Below are 15,766 nucleotides of genomic sequence, written 5' to 3' on the forward strand. Positions count from 1 at the left end.
CCCGCTGGTAACGTGAAAAACAAGGGATCCCCTTGGGGGAATTGCACATGCGGTGGTTCCTGCGCCTGTGGTCAGGGGCCGCCATTGATGGCGACCTTCTGGATCGCACCCTGGGTGACGTTCCACGACTGCAGGATCTTGGTGTACGTGCCGTCGTCCACAAGCGACTGCAGCGCCAACTGCACGGCCTTGGCCAGTTTCGGGTTCGCCTTGTTCACGCCGATGCCGTACGGGCCACCGTTGATCGGCGGCAGGTTGACCACCTCGAAGTACTTGCCGTCGCCCGCTGTCTGCGCGACGTACACGGCAGTCGGCAGGTCGTTCAGGATCGCCTGCACCCGCCCGGTGCGCAACTGGTTCTGGTTCTGCGTGTCGCTGTCGGTCGCCGCGACGGTGACCTCGCCCTTGCCTTGCTGGGTGCAGATCGTGCTGCGTTCCTTGGCGTACGTCTCCTGGCTGCTGCCGGAGTTCACCGCGACCGCCTTGCCGCACAGGTCATCCGGTGACTTGATGCCAGCCGGATTGCCCTTCTGGATCATGATCGTGATGCCAGAGGTGAAGTAGTCGACGAAGTCGATGGACTTCTGCCGCTCCTTGGTGTCGTTCATCGCGGCCATGGTCAGGTCGATCCGCCCGGCCTGCAGGCTGGTGATCAGCGAACCGAACGCCATGTCCTCGTAGACCATCTCCACGCCGAGCTTGCGGCCGATCGCCTTGGCAAGGTCGACCTCGGAGCCGATCGGCGTCTTGCCGTCGGCCGCGTAGAAGTTGTTCGGCGGGTTCTGGATGTTCGAGCCGATCCGGATCTTGCCGGCCGAGGCGATCTCCGGCGGCAGCTCCGCCGCGAGTTTGTCGTCCTTGGCCACCGCCGAAACCGGTGAGTCCTGCCCGCTCGCAGCCGGCGCGCCGGCCGGCTCGTCCTTGCCGCCACAAGCTGTGAGCAGCGCCAATGCCGCCGCCAGCACGCTGATCCGTCGAAGCATGCGGAGCAAGTTACAACTCTCAGTTGAAACTGTCCACATTTTGTTGAAGCATGAGTTCCAGCTGCTCAGACGCCACGGGCGGCGATTTTGGCGTGGCCTGCGGCAGGCTCCCACGCGGAAAACTGCTGCCTTGCAGGCCGTACTTGCGCACGAGCGGTTTGACGCGTTCGCCGAGCCAGTCACGGTAGGCGCGGTTGGCGTAACTGCCCCGCGCGTAGATGTCTCGATAGTCGTCAAGCAGGTCAGGGCGCTCGCGCTCCAACCACGCTGCGAACCATTCGCGCGTACCCGGCCTCAGGTGCAACGGGATCATCGTCGCGCCGGTCGCGCCAGCCTCGGCGATCTGGGCAAGCGCCGCGTCAAGCTGCTCGCGTGAGTCCGTCATCCGCGGGATCACCGGCGCCACCATCACACCGCACGGAAGCCCCGCGTCGGTCACGCGCTTGATCATGTCCAGCCTGGCCTGCGGGCTCGGCGTGCCCGGTTCAAGCCGCTGCTGCAACTCCCGGTCGACGAGTGCGAGCGACACCCCGATCCCGACCGGGACCTGCTTGCTCACCTTTGCCAGCAACGGGATGTCCCGCACCATCACGGTGCCTTTGGTCAGGATCGAGAACGGCGTCCCCGAATCGGCGAGCGCCTCGATGATCCGCGGCATCAGCTTGTAGCGCCCCTCGGCCCGTTGATACGGGTCGGTGTTCGTGCCCATCGCGACGTGTTCACGTCGCCATTTCGGCGAACGGACCTGTTTGGCAACGACCTCGGGCGCGTTCACCTTCACCACGATCTGAGTGTCGAAGTCGCGCCCGGCGTCGAACTCCAGGTACGTATGCGTATTGCGGGCGAAACAGTTATGGCTGACCACGCCGTTGGCGATGAAGTCGCCTGTGCCCGTGGTGATGTCGTACATGACGACCGGTCCGCCGATCGGTTCGATGTTCGTGACCGCCAGCCGCGGCTCGACAACCCCGTCGACGTCAGTGACGAGCCTGATCCCGTTGACGAGGAACGGTTGTCCCGTCATCCCCTCAGCCACCTGCTGCCAACCCTGCTCGGTCAGCAACCGGTGTTCGCCGCTCGCGACGAGCGTCGTGCCGTCTTCGAGCGTGACACGGAATGCGGGTTTGACGGTCGACCAATGCGCGAGGACGCGCGTCGGCACGCGATGGCGGTGGTTGCCCAACCGGCCGGTGCCGTAGATCTCGTCGCCGACGTTGACCTCAGCCAGCGGCCGGATTGTGCCGTCACGCATGAGGATCTCGGTGTCACCCGCGAGGCAATAGGTGCACGCGTGCGAGCAGCCGCGGTACGGGTTGATCGTCCACTGGAACGGCATCGACGAACTCGCGGGCACTCGGTTGAGCACCGACTTGGCGTGTACCTCGTGGAACGTGATGTCGGCGAACTCCGGGGTGCGAACCGTGCGCACCAGCCCTGGCAGGGCCAGTTGCCCGCGATCGGCCCGTTGAGCGTCCCAGCGCATGACCTTGATCCGAACATATGTTCGAGGCGCTGTCAAACTTTGTGCAAGTTTTGTACGCCGGTACGGAACAGTGCCATCTGTCGGCGGCGCACAACCCCCCAGGCGCCGCCGACCATCCACCCTGTCAGTTCGCCGTCGCGGCCGGACTTCGCACCGTAGCCACATTGGACAGCGGCCAGCACTATGCCGATGCGGTTCTGGCAGTTGGTCGCAGGGCACGCGCTACTGGGCCAACGCGTGTTGCACGGCATCGCGGAATCTCGGAAGTACCAGCACCTGGTGCGCTGCATCAGATTGCGCCCGAATGCTCGCCATGTTGCGCAGCTGCCCAGAGACGGACGCCAGCAACGCCTCAAAGAACATGGATAAGCGGATACCGAGCGACATCGGCCATCCGCGCCAGCGCCGGTCTTCCACGTTCGTGCGCAGCTGTCATGATCACAGGCATGTCGTTGCTGGACACGCTGCTGGTGCCGTTCCGCACACCCGCGGTCACAATCGGCGGCACCAGCACGAGCTGGGGCGAGATCGCCGGGTTCGTCACGGGCGCGTTATGCGTGTGGCTGGTCGCCAGGCAGAACGTCTGGAACTGGCCGATCGGCATCCTCAACAACATCGCGTTCCTCGCGCTGTTCATGACCAGTGGGCTGTACGCGGACGGCTGGTTGCAGGTCGTCTACATGGCGCTTGCCGTGTACGGCTGGTGGTCGTGGCTACGCGGCGGCCAAGCGCACACCTACCTACCGGTCGGTCGGACGACAGCCGGTCAATGGTGGACGTTGCTCGGCGTTGGTCTCGCGGGAACAGTCGCGCTGACGTGGATATTAGATACGAAAACGGATTCGACCGTGCCGTTGCCGGACGCCGCGACGACGGTGTTGTCCTTGCTCGCCACGTGGGGCCAGGCGCGTAAGAAGGTCGAGTCCTGGTGGCTGTGGATCACCGCGGACCTGATTTACATCCCGCTGTACGCCTACAAGCAACTGTGGCTGACCGCGATCCTCTACGTCGGCTTCCTGGCTCTGTGCGTGGTCGGCCTGCGCAACTGGCGCGCGGACGTGCGCACGCGAGAGTTGGTGCCGGCGTGAAGCAGTTCCAGCACGCATTGGTGCTCGGCAAGTTCTATCCGCCGCACCTCGGCCACCACTTGCTCATCCGCACGGCCGCGGCGGCGAGTGAACGAACGACGGTCGCCGTTCTGGCGTCCAGCGTCGAGTCGATTCCCGTGGCGTCCAGGGTGTCCTGGTTGACCGCCGAACACAGCGGCGATTCCGGTGTTGCCGTGCTGGGCGACATCGACGAGCACCCGACCGACTTCGACGACGACGCCATCTGGGAGGCGCACGTCGCGATCACGCGTTCGGTGCTGTCCCGCCGGGCGATCATGGACGGCGATCCTGCGTCAGCGACCGTCGACGCGGTCTTCACGTCCGAGGACTACGGCGCGGAGTTGGCGAAACGCCTTGGCGCTCAGCATGTTCCCGTGGATCCCGATCGGGTGACGCATCCCGTCTCGGGCACCGCGGTGCGCGCCGACCCGCGCGGCCGTTGGCAGGATCTGGCTCCGGCGACCCGAGCCGGACTCGCCGCACGAATCGTCGTGGTCGGCGCCGAATCGACCGGCACCACGACGTTGTCGCGGGCTTTGGCTGATCACTACAAAGCGCCTTGGGTGCCGGAGTACGGCCGTGTGCACACCGAGGAGAAATTGGCTGCCGCCAAGGCGTTCACCCCATCGGTCGATGTGGACGGTCTGGTATGGACGGTTGGCGACTTCATCGACGTCGCCGTTCGCCAGGCACGCGCCGAAGACGAAGCCGCCCACATCGGACCCGTTCTGGTGTGTGACAACGATCCGTGGGCGGCCACTGTGTGGTGCGAACGCTATCTCGGTTGTTCCTACCCTCAGGTCGCCGATGCCGTGGGCGATCGACGACCTGCGCTGTACCTCCTGACCGACCATGCGGACGTACCGTTCGAACAGGACGGTTGGCGCAACGGTGAGCATTTGCGCGAATGGATGACCGGCCTGTTCGTTAGCCGCCTGACGGAGCGCCGCGTACCGTGGGTACGCGTGACGGGAAGCCGATCGCAGCGCCTGGAACAAGCGATCGACGCCTGTGAGGACATGCTTGTAAGACATTTTCGCTACGCCGATCCATTGGGGTGAAGCACGAGAGGGCAGGATGTCCCGGTGCACGACGACACCGTCCCCATCCCTCGCGTCACCGACGAACCAGAGATACCTACTGGTCATGGACACGGGCACGGGCACAGACCGGCAGAACCCACGACGCGGAACGTCCGTCGGCTGCTGACGTGGCTGCTACTGCCGTTCGCAATCGCTTCCGTCGTCGGCGTCGTGCTGCTCTACCCCACCGGCGACACACCGTCTCCCGTCAACGGCCAACAGCAACCGGTCCGCGGCGAGGTCGTCGCGGCGGCATTTGGGGCGTGTGACGGCGGCGTGCAGGTTGGTACGCCGGATCCCGCATGCCTGGTGATCACGGTCAGGATGAGCGACGGTCCTGCGCCTGGCCGCGAAATCACCAGCCGGTCGCCGAACGAACCAAGCACACCGCGGTTCGCCGTTGGTGACAAAGTCGTCATGGCGTACGCAGGCGGTGACCCGACCGTGGGCGAGTCGTATCGCGTCGTCGATTTCCAACGCGGGCTGCCGCTCGCGGTGCTCGCCGCGTTGTTCGCTGTGGCCATCCTGGTGCTCGGCCGTTACCAGGGCTTCGCGGCGCTGATCGCGCTCGGCATCAGCTTCGCCGTACTGCTGCTTTTCGTGCTGCCCGCCATTCTGTCCGGCGAGAACCCGCTGCTTGTCGCCGTCGCCGGTGCCGGGCTGATCATGTTCGTCGCGCTGTATCTGACACACGGGTTGTCGGCGCGCACGTCAACGGCAGTCCTCGGCACAATGATCAGCCTGGTTCTGATCGGCGTCCTGGGTGCGTTGTTCTCGGCCGTCACCAACCTCACCGGGCTCGACGAAGACACCGCCTTGTTGCTCGGTACGCTCGGGCAAGGTCTTGATACGCGCGGGTTGTTGTTGGCCGGGCTAGTGATCGGCGCGCTGGGCGTGCTTGACGACGTGACCGTCACGCAGGCAAGCGCCGTCTGGGAGCTGCGTCGTGCGAACCCGCTGCTCACCTGGCGTGAGCTGTACGCCGCCGGTTTGCGCATTGGCCGCGACCACGTGTCGTCCGCCGTGAACACGCTCGCGATGGCCTACGCGGGCGCAGCGCTTCCCGTGCTGCTGTTCTCGTACCTGTCCGGCGCCGGTCTCGGCACGATCCTGGGTTCGCAGTCGATCGCGCAGGAGATCGTGCGCACTCTGGTCGGCAGCATCGGGTTGGTTGCGTGCGTCCCGGTGACCACGTTGGTGGCTGCACTCGTGGCCAGCCGCGAGCCCGCTATTCCAGAGAAGCCACGAACTTCGTCACGGCCTCGGGCTTGAGGCGGACCGCGAGCTTGCCGGCGGGCGCGGCCTTGGCCAGCTGATACAACGGGCGGCCGTCGAGGCCTTCGCCCCGTGCCTCGGCCCTGAGCTGGGCCACGAGCAATTCGGAGATCACCAGCGAACCGGTGTTCTCGCTGGCCGCCAACGCGTCGGCGAGCTTGCGCAGCGCCATGATGCCCAGTTCGGCGCCGCCCGTGCCGGAATACGACGCGACCGCCATGTTGATCCCGCGGCTGCGGGGCGTCTCGGCCACCAGCATGCTGACGGTGCGCACGCTGCGAACGTCCATCACGACCATTTCGAGCCGCTCAGCCTTGGACAAATCGACCGCGCGGCGCCCGAACGTCCGCAGAACGACCTTGGTGCCGTCCAGCCATAGCGTCCGGCGCGCCTGCGACCAGCTGAACAGCAACAGCGGCAGGCCAATGACGCCAGCCGCGACAAGCCCGGTCACCTGGCCGAAAATCAGGCCGAGCACCCCGCCGATGGCGGCCGCCAGGATCAGGATCGCGATGACCGCCATCCGGAAACGCTTTCGCACGCCGGCCCGGTCCAGCAGGTCCAGCGGCAAGTGGTCGTTCGTCATGTCCTACAGCCCTCGCAACGGACCGGGCACCGTCGAGCCTTCTTCCAGACCGGCGAGGAACGGGTTGCTCACGCGCTCGCGGCCGATCGTCGTTGTCGGGCCGTGCCCAGGCAGCACAACGGTGTCATCAGGCAGGGTAAGGATCTTCGTGCGCAACGACTGCGCCATCTTGTGGACGTCACCGCCCGGCAGGTCGGTCCGGCCGATCGACCCGGCGAACAACGTGTCACCGGCGAACAGCAACCGGCCGCCTTCCTGCGTACCGCACCGGAACGTCACCGATCCCTGGGTGTGTCCGGGCGTGTGGTCGACGGTCATGCTCAGCCCGGCGAGATCCAGCACGGACTGATCGGTCAGCTCGCGTACCTCCTGTGGCTCGCGCATCGCGAGCTTGCCGCCGAAGAACGCGGCGGATTCCGCGCTGACGCCCTTCAACGGGTCTGACAGCAGGTCACGGTCGTCAGGGTGGATCCACGCGGGGATGTCGTTGCCGTCGCAGATCGGGGCGACGGCGAAACAGTGATCGAAGTGCCCGTGCGTGAGGATGGCGGCGACCGGGGTCAGGCCGTGCTCCTTGATCGCCTCCGCGACCGGCTCGGCGGCGTCCTGGCCTGGGTCGACGATCACGCAGGCCTCGCCTTCGCCCGGCGCGATCAGGTAGCAATTGGCCTGCAGAGCCCCTGTGGGGAAGCCGACGACAAGCACTCGCACGTCCTCTCGGGTGAATACGGCCACACTACTGGGCATGCCCTCTACACAGTTCTTACTGGGGGTGCAAATAGACTGCGCCGGCTAGCAACGTGAGGGCTCAGGGAGGGTGCAGGTGCCGACGAATCAGCAACGCCGGGAGGCGGCCAAGCGGAAGCTGGAACGCCAGCTTGCCCGTAGGGCCGAGCGCGCGAAGAAGCGGCGGATCATCGCCACCGCACTAACCGTCGGTGGTGTCGTGGTGGTGGTCGGACTGATCTACCTCCTGGTCGTGTTGAACAGCGGCGAAAGCACCAACACGGCAACCGACGCCACGACCGAGCCGACTCCTTCGCCTGCCGAGACCACGAGTGGTCCGTGCAAGTACGAGAAGACCCCGGACCAGCCGGCGTCCAAGCCGGTCGACGTGCCGGCGGACGTGGACCCGACGCCGAACGCGGGGACGGCGAAGATCACCCTGAAGACCAACCAGGGCGAAATCCCGCTGACCATCGACCGCGCGAAGGCGCCGTGCACGGCGCAGGCGATCGAGCACCTGGCGAAGTCCAAGTTCTATGACGGAACGCCGTGCCACCGGTTGACCGCGTCGGACAGCCTGAAGGTGCTGCAGTGCGGTGACCCGACGGGTTCCGGCAGCGGTGGGCCCGGTTTCTCCACCAAGAAGGAGAACCCGACCAACCTGGCACCGGCGCCGAGCGGCAATGGCAGCGTCATCTACCCCAAGGGAACGCTGGCGATGGCGGCCCGCTCGGGCTCGAACGTCACCGAAAGCCAGTTCTTCCTGGTGTACGCGGACAGCACGCTGCCGCCGGACTATCCGGTCTTCGGCACGATCGACCCGGCCGGCCTGGCCACCATCGACAAGATCGCGGCGGGTGGCATCACCCCAGGTGACAACGGTCCGACGGACGGCGCACCGAAGAACGCGGTGACCGTCGAAACGGCCACCGTTTCCTAATCGCTTGGTCACGACGGCGCCGCTTGCGAGCGGCGCCGTTGTCGTGTTCAGGGCCGACGGCGGACCGTCAGCTGGATTACCGTTGTTGGTACCAGTGGGGACGGAGCAGTGATGTACCGGGAGTACGAGCCGCCGCAGACCGGGGCCGTCCGCTGCGTGTGGACGAGTTCGAAGGTCGGAATGCAGCGCGTCGTCCCGGACGGCTGCATGGACCTCATCTGGAACGGTGAGCGGCTGCACCTGGCCGGACCCGACACTCAGGCGTTCCTCACCGAGGCCAACGGCATCACAGTCGGCGTTCGTTTCCAGCCGGGTGCGGCACCCGGGTTCTTCGACGTCCCGGCGCACGCGATTGCCAACACGCGGGTGCCGTTGGAGGAGCTGTGGCCAAAGGATCGCGTGCACCGGCTCGTCGACGGCCTGCACGAGGGCCTGCCAGGCCGGAAACTGCTGAACGAGGTGTACTCGGCCGAGTCTGACGGGTTCGCCAACGCGGTCAGGCGGCTCGTCGCCAGCAACGAGGTTCGCGGAGCGGCGGACGAGCTGGGTATCACCGAACGGCATCTGCATCGCAAGTGCCTGGCGAAGTTCGGCTACGGCCCGAAGACGCTGCAGCGCATCATGCGGTTCTCCAGCGCGATGGAACTCGTCTACGCCGGCAAACCGTTTTCCGATATCGCATATGAAATCGGATATGCGGATCAGGCGCACCTGTCACGCGAAGTGAAAGCCCTGGCGGGAGCGACATTGACCAAGTTGGTCCAAGACGCCGACCTGCAAGAGGCTTCGATAGATGACGCAGCCGTGCATGACGCGGCGCTCCGTGACTTGGCACTTCACGACGCGACAGTTTGACGGCGCGGCGCTTCACGGCGGCACTTCACGCCGCAGCACTTCAGGACTCGGCACTCCGCGGCGCCGCCGTGTACGACGAAACTGTGCAGGTTTAAGACGCCGACGTCACCCGGTAGACGTCGTAGACGCCCTCGACGCTCCGAACGGCCTTCAGCACATGGCCGAGGTGCTTCGGGTCGCCCATCTCGAACGAGAACCGCGAAACGGCCACCCGGTCCCGTGACGTCGTCACTGACGCCGACAGGATGTTGACCCGTTCGTCGGCGAGCACCTTGGTCACGTCGGACAGCAGCCGGTGCCGGTCCAGCGCCTCGACCTGGATCGCAACGAGGAACACCGACGACGCCGAAGGCGCCCACTCGACATCGACCAACCGCTCAGGCTCGGCGAGCAGTTCGTCAGCGTTCGTGCAGTCCGTCCGGTGCACACTGACGCCACCACCACGAGTGACGAACCCGAGGATGTCGTCGCCCGGTACCGGCGTGCAGCAACGCGCGAGCTTGACCCACACGTCCGAAGCGCCCTTGACGACAACCCCCGCGTCACCGGACGCCCGGCGGCGCGTGACGGTCGACGGAGTCGCCCGTTCGGCGAGTTCCTCCTCGGCGTGCTCGACGCCGCCGAGCAGCGCGACAAGCCGCTGAACGACGTGGCGCCCTGACGTGTGCCCCTCGCCAACGGCCGCGTACAGCGAACTGATGTCCGGATAACGCAGTTCACGGGACAACGCCGTCATCGCGTCAACCGACACGAGGCGCTGCATCGGCAGGCCGACCCGGCGGACTTCCTTGGCGATCGCGTCCTTGCCCGCCTCGATCGCCTCTTCGCGGCGTTCCTTGGCGAACCACTGCTTGATCTTGGCCCGCGCCCGTGGCGACGCGGCGAACTGCAGCCAGTCCCGTGACGGACCGGCGCCCTCGGCCTTCGAGGTGAAGATCTCGACGACCTCACCGTTCTCCAGCTTGCGTTCCAGAGCGACAAGGCGGCCGTTCACCCGCGCACCGATGCACCGGTGACCGACCTCGGTGTGCACGGCGTACGCGAAGTCGACCGGGGTCGACCCGGCGGGCAGCGTGATGACGTCGCCCTTCGGCGTGAACACGAAGATCTCGCGGGTGGAGAACTGGTAGCGCAGCGACTCGAGGAACTCCCCCGGGTCCGCGGCTTCACGCTGCCAGTCGAGCAGCTGCCGCATCCACGCCATCTCGTCGACCTCGACACCCTTGCTGTCGTGGGTGCCGCGGGTCTCCTTGTAGCGCCAGTGCGCGGCGATGCCGTATTCGGCCGTGTGGTGCATGTCGTGCGTACGGATCTGCACCTCGAGCGGCTTGCCGTCCGGCCCGATGACGGTGGTGTGCAGCGACTGGTACACGCCGAACCGCGGCTGGGCGATGTAGTCCTTGAACCGGCCGGGCATCGGCTGCCACATGGCGTGCACGACGCCCATCGCGGCGTAGCAGTCGCGAACGTCCTCGACCAGCAGCCGGACGCCGACCAGGTCGTGGATGTCGTCGAAGTCGCGGCCGCGCACGATCATCTTCTGGTGGATCGAGTAGTAGCGCTTCTGCCTGCCCTCGACCGTGCACTTGATCTTGGCGTCGGTCAGGTGCTTGTCCAGCTCCTCGATCACCGCGTTGAGGTAGTTCTCGCGGGACGGGGCGCGGTTGGCGACCAGCCGGACGATCTCGTTGAACTTCTTGGGCTGCAGGATCGCGAACGCGAGGTCCTCCAGCTCCCACTTGACCGTGGCCATGCCCAGCCGGTGCGCCAGCGGGGCCAGCACCTCGAGGGTCTCCTTGGCCTTGCGCGCCTGCTTCTCCGGCGGCAGGAACCGCATGGTGCGCATGTTGTGCAGCCGGTCGGCCAGTTTGATCACCAGAACCCGCGGGTCCTTGGCCATCGCGATGATCATCTTGCGGATGGTCTCGGCCTCGGCCGCCGTGCCCAGCTTGACCTTGTCCAGCTTGGTCACGCCGTCGACCAGGTGCGCCACCTCGTCGCCGAAATCGGCTCGAAGCAACTCGAGCGAGTAGTCGGTGTCCTCGACCGTGTCGTGCAGCAGGGCCGCGACCAGGGTCGTGGTGTCCATGCCCAGCTCGGCGAGGATCGTCGCGACCGCGAGCGGGTGCGTGATGTACGGGTCGCCGGACTTGCGGCGCTGGTGCCGGTGCTTCTCCTCGGCGACGTCGTACGCCTGCTGGAGCAGCCCGAGGTCGGCTTTGGGGTGCAGTTCACGGTGCACCGCGGCCAGAGGCTCGAGCACCTGCTTGACCGGGGCGGCACGCTGCGCGGTGATTCGGCGGGCGAGCCGTGTGCGGACACGACGCGTCGCTGAAGGCGGCCTAGGGACGGCCGGCTGTTCCGGGGCCGGCTTCAGGCTCGCCGCGGACTCCACGTCATGACTCACTCACACGCTCCCGCACTGTCACCAGAGCCTCACGGGCCACGACTGCGACCCGTGTATTGAGAATAACGCGTTAGCCCTGGTGACCATGCCCATTCGCGGTGGGCGGTGCTCCTCACACGGTGAGCAGCGTGTGCAGTTTCCGTCCGACGAGTCGGCTACGACCGCCCAGTGCGCCGATCTCCAGCAACACTGTGATCCCTGCCACTTCGCCCTTGGCAAGCTCCACCAGCTCACATGCGGCGGCCGCGGTACCGCCGGTGGCCAGCACGTCGTCGATGACCGCCACCCGCTGGCCGGGCTGGATCACCCCGGCGGGGATCTCCAGTTCGGCGGTGCCGTATTCGAGCGAGTACGACGCCTTGCCGTCGACCACGGGCAGCTTGCCCACTTTGCGGACAGGCACCACACCGAGTCCAAGTGAGTACGCGACGGCCGCGCCGAAGAAGAAGCCCCGCGCGTCGATCGCGACGATCACGTCGGCACCGTCGAGGGTCTCCGCCATCGCGTCGATGACTGTCCTGAAAGCGGCCGGGTCGCCCAGAACGGGCGTGATGTCCTGGAACATCACGCCCGGCTCAGGGAAGTCGGGCACTCGCCGGATCAGGGCGAGTGCCTCGTTCAACTCCATCAGTGCTTGCGCTTCCCGCTGGGCCGCTTGCCGTGCGGCTGCCCCTGCCTGCGCCGCTGCTCGGCGGCGCTGGGGTTACGGGCAGGCACGCCACCGGCCGCGCTCAGTGCGCGCTCACGGCGCAGTTCCGAAGCGAGCGACTCGTCGTCGAACGCTTCTCCCTTGCCGCCGTCCGCAGCGCCCGCGGCGCCCGCGGCGCGAGCCGCGATGTTGGCCCGGCGCGCGTACACACGCTTGGCCTGCGCCTGGAACTTCGGGTTGCGCATGGTGAAGTCCACCAGCAGCGGCGTGGCCAGGCCGATCGACGAGACGACGCCGGCGAGCATGCCTGCGATCTGCACCAGCGCCAGGTCCTGCAGGGTGCCGACACCCAGCAGGATCGCGCCGACCACGAACAGGCCGACGACCGGCAGCAACGCGATCAACGCGGTGTTGATCGACCGCATCAGGGTCTGGTTGACCGCGAGGTTGGCCGCCTCGCCGTAGGTCCGGCGGGTCAGTCCGAGCAGGCCGCGGGTGTTCTCCTTGACCTTGTCGAACACGACCACCGTGTCGTACAGCGAGAAGCCGAGGATGGTCAGCAGACCGATCGCGGTCGCCGGGGTGACCTCGAAGCCGACAAGCGAGTAGATACCCGCCGTCACGATCACGTCGTGGAACAGCGTGATCAGGGCGGCGACGGCCATCCGTAGCTCGAAGTACAGCGCCAGGAAGATCGTCACCAGCACCAAGAACACGAGCAGCGCCCACAGTGCCTGGCTGGTGACCTCACCACCCCACGTGCCGCTGACCGCGCTGTCGCTGATGGCGCCTTCCGGCTGCAGCTGCGACGTCAGCGCTGACTTCAACCGTGCGATCTCGTTGGGGTTGAGGGTCTCGGTCCGGATCTGGATGGACGCGCTGTCACCCACACCGACGCTCTGCACCGACTCCGGCGCCTCGCCCAGCGTGTCGGTGTAGACCTGCGTGACCTGTTCGGTGGTGATGGTGCCCCGTGCGCCGTCGGCGTCCAGCTGGACCTTGGTACCACCGGAGAAGTCGATACCGAAGTTGAAGCCACGGAACACGATCGACGCGATGCACACCAGCACGAGCACCGAGAAGAAGACGTAGAACTTCCTCCGGTTGCCGATGACGTCCAGCGCGCCGTTGCCGACGTAGAGGCGCTGGAAGAACGAGCCGCGCTTGACGGGCTTGGGCGTCTGCGGCGCCTTGGGCGTTTCCTCGCCGGCCACCTCAGGCCTCCTTCACTGTGGGACCGGTACGGCCGCTGCTGGCCGGTTGGGCTTGCTCGGCCGCGTGGCTCTCGCGGTGCGCGGCACCGAGCCCGACGAGCTTGGGGTTGGACAGCTTCTTCGACCGCGACACCATCGCCACCAGCGGGTGCGTCACCAGGAAGACCACGATCAGGTCGAGGACCGTGGACATGCCCAGGGTGAACGCGAAGCCCTTCACCTGGCCGACCGCGAGCAGGTACAGCACGGCGGCGGACAGGAAGAGCACCGCGTCGGCGGACAGGATCGTGCGGCGGGCACGGGCCCATGCGCGCGGTACGGCCGAGCGGAATGTCCGGCCTTCTCGCATCTCGTCCTTTAGTCGTTCGAAGAACACGACGAACGAGTCGGCGGTGAAGCCGATCGCGACGATCAGACCGGCGACGCCCGCGAGGTCGAGGCTGTAGCCGATGAACCGGCCGAACAGCACGATGATCGCGTAGACGATCGCGAACGACAGGGCCAGCGACAGGATCGTCAGCACGCCGAGCAGGCGGTAGTAGAACAAGCAGTAGATGAACACCAGCAGCAGGCCGATCGCGCCGGCGATGATGCCTGCCTGCAACGAGGCCAGTCCGAGGGTCGCCGAAACGGTCTCGGCGTCCGACGACTGGAACGACAGCGGCAGCGAACCGTACTTCAGCACGTCGGCCAGTGCGGTCGCGGTGCGCTGGTTGAAGCTACCGCTGATCTCGGTGTTGCCACCGGGGATCGGGCCGCGGATCTCCGGGGCCGAGACGACCTTGGTGTCCAGCACGAACGCGGCGCGCTGGCCGACGTTGGCGGCGGTGAACTTGGCCCAGATGTCCGAGCCGGCGCTGTTGAAGGACAGATTGACCACGAAGCCCGCGCCCTGCGAGTTCGGGGCGGCGTTGGCGTCACTGATGTCCGTTCCGCGCAGGAACACCTTGCTCAGGACGTACTTCTCGTCGCCTTCCTGGTTGCACGCGACCAGCGGCAGGTTGGGGTCGTCGTTGCCGACCAGCGGGTCGTCGGCCTCGCAGCTCAACGACAGCAACGCGGTCTGCTGCGCGGTCTGGTCGGCCTGCGGGGCGTTGCCGCCGTCTTCGACGCTGGCCAGCGCCGGGTTCTGCCGGACTTCACGCGCGGCCTTGATCTGTGCGGCGACCTCAGGGCTGACGGCACCCGTGTTGCTGGGGTCCGGGGCGGGCTGGGTCGTGGGCGGCGGCGCGGCCGGGGTGCTGGGCGTGGTACTACCCGACGTGGGCGGCTGCTGCTGCAGCTGCGGCGCCGGACGGCCCTGCGGCTGGTTCCCGCTCGGCGGCGGGGACGCGGTCTGGCTGCCGGACGGAGGAGGCGTGGCGGACTGGCTGCCGGACGGCGGTGGCTGGGTCCCGCTCGTCGGCGGCGTCTGCGAGGCCGGAGGCTGCTGAGGCGTGTTCGGGATCGCCTGCAGGACCTTGCGGAAGCCGAGGGTCGCGGTCTGGCCAAGTTCTTTGGCCTTCTCGCCGCCGTCACCGGGCACCGTGATCACGATGTTGTTGCCGTCGAGGACGACCTCGGCACCGCTGATGCCCTGGCCGTTGACGCGCGTCTCGATGATCTGCCGTGCCTGGTTGAGTGACTCAGGGCTCGGCGCGTTGCCGTCCAGCGTTCGCGCGGTCAGCACCACACGGGTGCCACCCTTGAGGTCGATGCCCAGCTTGGGGACCGCCTTGTGGTCACCAGTGCCGAACACCAGGCCGTAGAGGACCGCGATGATCGCTACGAAGAAGGCGAGATAACGAACGGGGCGGAAGTGCCCAGCCGATGGTGCCACGTCTGTCCGTCTCTCTATGTGTCACTAGTTGGGAACCGGGTTGGGTTGGTCATGACGCTGCGCCCGCACCCGATCTCGAATGGGTGAGGGCGCAGCGTACCGCGAAGGCGATGAGGTTGGTGTTTCCCCAGCGCTCAGTGAAATGCGGTCAGCTCTTTTTGGTCTGCTCGAGCGGCGGGGCGACCTCGGCCGTGGACTTCGGCGTCTCGGAGGCGACGGTCTTCTCGTCCTTGTCGTTGGCCTTGGTGTCCTCGGCCTCGGCGACGGCCTCGTCGTCGCCCTCGACGGTCTCCTCGACGACATCGTCACTGACCTTCTCGCGGACGGCCGCGCGCAGCCAGGTGGTCACGATGCCGTCGGCGATCTCGATGTCAACGGTGGCGTCATCGGAGGCGTTCGCCACGTAGCCGTAAAGGCCGGACGTGGTCATCACCTTGTCGCCGACCTCGATCGAGTTCTGCAGTTCCTGCTGCTGCTGCATCGCCCGCTTCTGCTTGCGGCTCATCAGCACCATGGGCACGATGAGCACCGCGATCAGCAGAAACGGAAGCAGTTGCCCGAGGTTCATTTCTCTCCGTTCGGCGGACATCCCGTTGGAGTGGAAATGCCCGATTGTTCTGGTTGCCTGCCGCCGAGTG

At 66.6% G+C, this 15,766-nt stretch carries 14 protein-coding genes; 5 read left to right on the top strand and 9 right to left on the bottom strand.

All coding sequences use genetic code 11. The features are described 5' to 3' along the window. Positions 1-71: 71 nt before the first annotated feature. Positions 72-983, bottom strand: a complete 912-nt coding sequence (locus B9C43_RS35110) for an ABC transporter substrate-binding protein (protein WP_084431023.1) — start codon at positions 981-983, stop codon at positions 72-74. A gap of 19 nt (positions 984-1,002) precedes the next feature. Continuing rightward, entirely contained in the window at positions 1,003-2,466 is a 1,464-nt protein-coding gene (locus B9C43_RS35115) for an Rv2578c family radical SAM protein (RefSeq protein ID WP_084431024.1), read from the bottom strand. Between the two features lie 446 nt (positions 2,467-2,912). Here B9C43_RS35115 and pnuC point away from each other — a divergent pair, with 446 nt between their 5' ends. Genes pnuC through B9C43_RS35130 form a run of 3 tightly spaced genes read left to right on the top strand, consistent with a single transcriptional unit; the run spans position 2,913 to position 5,929 of the window. Then, entirely contained in the window at positions 2,913-3,554 is a 642-nt protein-coding gene (gene pnuC, locus B9C43_RS35120; protein WP_084431025.1) for a nicotinamide riboside transporter PnuC, read from the top strand. Beyond that, entirely contained in the window at positions 3,551-4,636 is a 1,086-nt protein-coding gene (locus B9C43_RS35125) for an AAA family ATPase (RefSeq protein WP_084431026.1), read from the top strand. The genes pnuC and B9C43_RS35125 overlap by 4 nt, the downstream gene beginning before the upstream one ends. A 24-nt stretch (positions 4,637-4,660) precedes the next feature. Next, the gene (locus tag B9C43_RS35130; protein WP_084431027.1) at positions 4,661-5,929 is read left to right on the top strand and encodes a YibE/F family protein; all 1,269 of its coding nucleotides are present in this window, start codon (positions 4,661-4,663) and stop codon (positions 5,927-5,929) included. Here B9C43_RS35130 and B9C43_RS35135 read toward each other — a convergent pair. Both B9C43_RS35135 and B9C43_RS35140 read right to left on the bottom strand, forming a co-directional pair. Beyond that, positions 5,886-6,518, bottom strand: a complete 633-nt coding sequence (locus tag B9C43_RS35135; protein ID WP_084431028.1) for a hypothetical protein — start codon at positions 6,516-6,518, stop codon at positions 5,886-5,888. The genes B9C43_RS35130 and B9C43_RS35135 overlap by 44 nt on opposite strands. A gap of 3 nt (positions 6,519-6,521) precedes the next feature. Then, positions 6,522-7,223 (bottom strand): MBL fold metallo-hydrolase, encoded by a 702-nt coding sequence (locus tag B9C43_RS35140; protein ID WP_033393096.1) that lies wholly within the window; start codon positions 7,221-7,223, stop codon positions 6,522-6,524. A gap of 118 nt (positions 7,224-7,341) precedes the next feature. Here B9C43_RS35140 and B9C43_RS35145 point away from each other — a divergent pair, with 118 nt between their 5' ends. Both B9C43_RS35145 and B9C43_RS35150 read left to right on the top strand, forming a co-directional pair. Continuing rightward, positions 7,342-8,184, top strand: a complete 843-nt coding sequence (locus B9C43_RS35145; RefSeq protein ID WP_084431029.1) for a peptidylprolyl isomerase — start codon at positions 7,342-7,344, stop codon at positions 8,182-8,184. A gap of 111 nt (positions 8,185-8,295) precedes the next feature. Further along, the gene (locus B9C43_RS35150) at positions 8,296-9,039 is read left to right on the top strand and encodes a DUF6597 domain-containing transcriptional factor (protein WP_084431030.1); all 744 of its coding nucleotides are present in this window, start codon (positions 8,296-8,298) and stop codon (positions 9,037-9,039) included. Positions 9,040-9,130: 91 nt separating this feature from the next. Here the strand turns inward: B9C43_RS35150 and B9C43_RS35155 are convergent, their stop codons facing one another. From B9C43_RS35155 to yajC, 5 genes are all read right to left on the bottom strand, one after another. Then, complete coding sequence (locus B9C43_RS35155) at positions 9,131-11,446, bottom strand: RelA/SpoT family protein (RefSeq protein ID WP_084431031.1); 2,316 nt, start codon at positions 11,444-11,446, stop codon at positions 9,131-9,133. Positions 11,447-11,558: 112 nt separating this feature from the next. Beyond that, positions 11,559-12,074, bottom strand: coding sequence for an adenine phosphoribosyltransferase (locus B9C43_RS35160; protein ID WP_084431032.1), 516 nt, complete (start codon positions 12,072-12,074; stop codon positions 11,559-11,561). Beyond that, positions 12,074-13,309, bottom strand: coding sequence for a protein translocase subunit SecF (gene secF / locus B9C43_RS35165; protein ID WP_084431033.1), 1,236 nt, complete (start codon positions 13,307-13,309; stop codon positions 12,074-12,076). The genes B9C43_RS35160 and secF overlap by 1 nt, the downstream gene beginning before the upstream one ends. Before the next feature lies 1 nt (position 13,310). Beyond that, entirely contained in the window at positions 13,311-15,128 is a 1,818-nt protein-coding gene (gene secD / locus B9C43_RS35170) for a protein translocase subunit SecD (protein ID WP_084431034.1), read from the bottom strand. A gap of 148 nt (positions 15,129-15,276) precedes the next feature. Continuing rightward, positions 15,277-15,696, bottom strand: coding sequence for a preprotein translocase subunit YajC (gene yajC, locus B9C43_RS35175; protein ID WP_033379981.1), 420 nt, complete (start codon positions 15,694-15,696; stop codon positions 15,277-15,279). Positions 15,697-15,766: the final 70 nt, after the last annotated feature.

The organism is Kibdelosporangium aridum (assembly GCF_900176515.1).
In the GTDB taxonomy this organism is placed as follows: domain Bacteria; phylum Actinomycetota; class Actinomycetes; order Mycobacteriales; family Pseudonocardiaceae; genus Kibdelosporangium; species Kibdelosporangium aridum.

Bases quoted from the DNA above. Each gene is read 5' to 3' on its own strand.
- pnuC (WP_084431025.1), top strand. From the start codon at position 2,913: ATGTCGTTGCTGGACACGCTGCTGGTGCCGTTCCGCACACCCGCGGTC.
- B9C43_RS35160 (WP_084431032.1), bottom strand. From the start codon at position 12,074: ATGGAGTTGAACGAGGCACTCGCCCTGATCCGGCGAGTGCCCGACTTC.
- B9C43_RS35110 (WP_084431023.1), bottom strand. From the start codon at position 983: ATGCTTCGACGGATCAGCGTGCTGGCGGCGGCATTGGCGCTGCTCACA.
- B9C43_RS35135 (WP_084431028.1), bottom strand. From the start codon at position 6,518: ATGACGAACGACCACTTGCCGCTGGACCTGCTGGACCGGGCCGGCGTG.
- B9C43_RS35150 (WP_084431030.1), top strand. From the start codon at position 8,296: ATGTACCGGGAGTACGAGCCGCCGCAGACCGGGGCCGTCCGCTGCGTG.
- B9C43_RS35115 (WP_084431024.1), bottom strand. From the start codon at position 2,466: ATGCGCTGGGACGCTCAACGGGCCGATCGCGGGCAACTGGCCCTGCCA.
- yajC (WP_033379981.1), bottom strand. From the start codon at position 15,696: ATGAACCTCGGGCAACTGCTTCCGTTTCTGCTGATCGCGGTGCTCATC.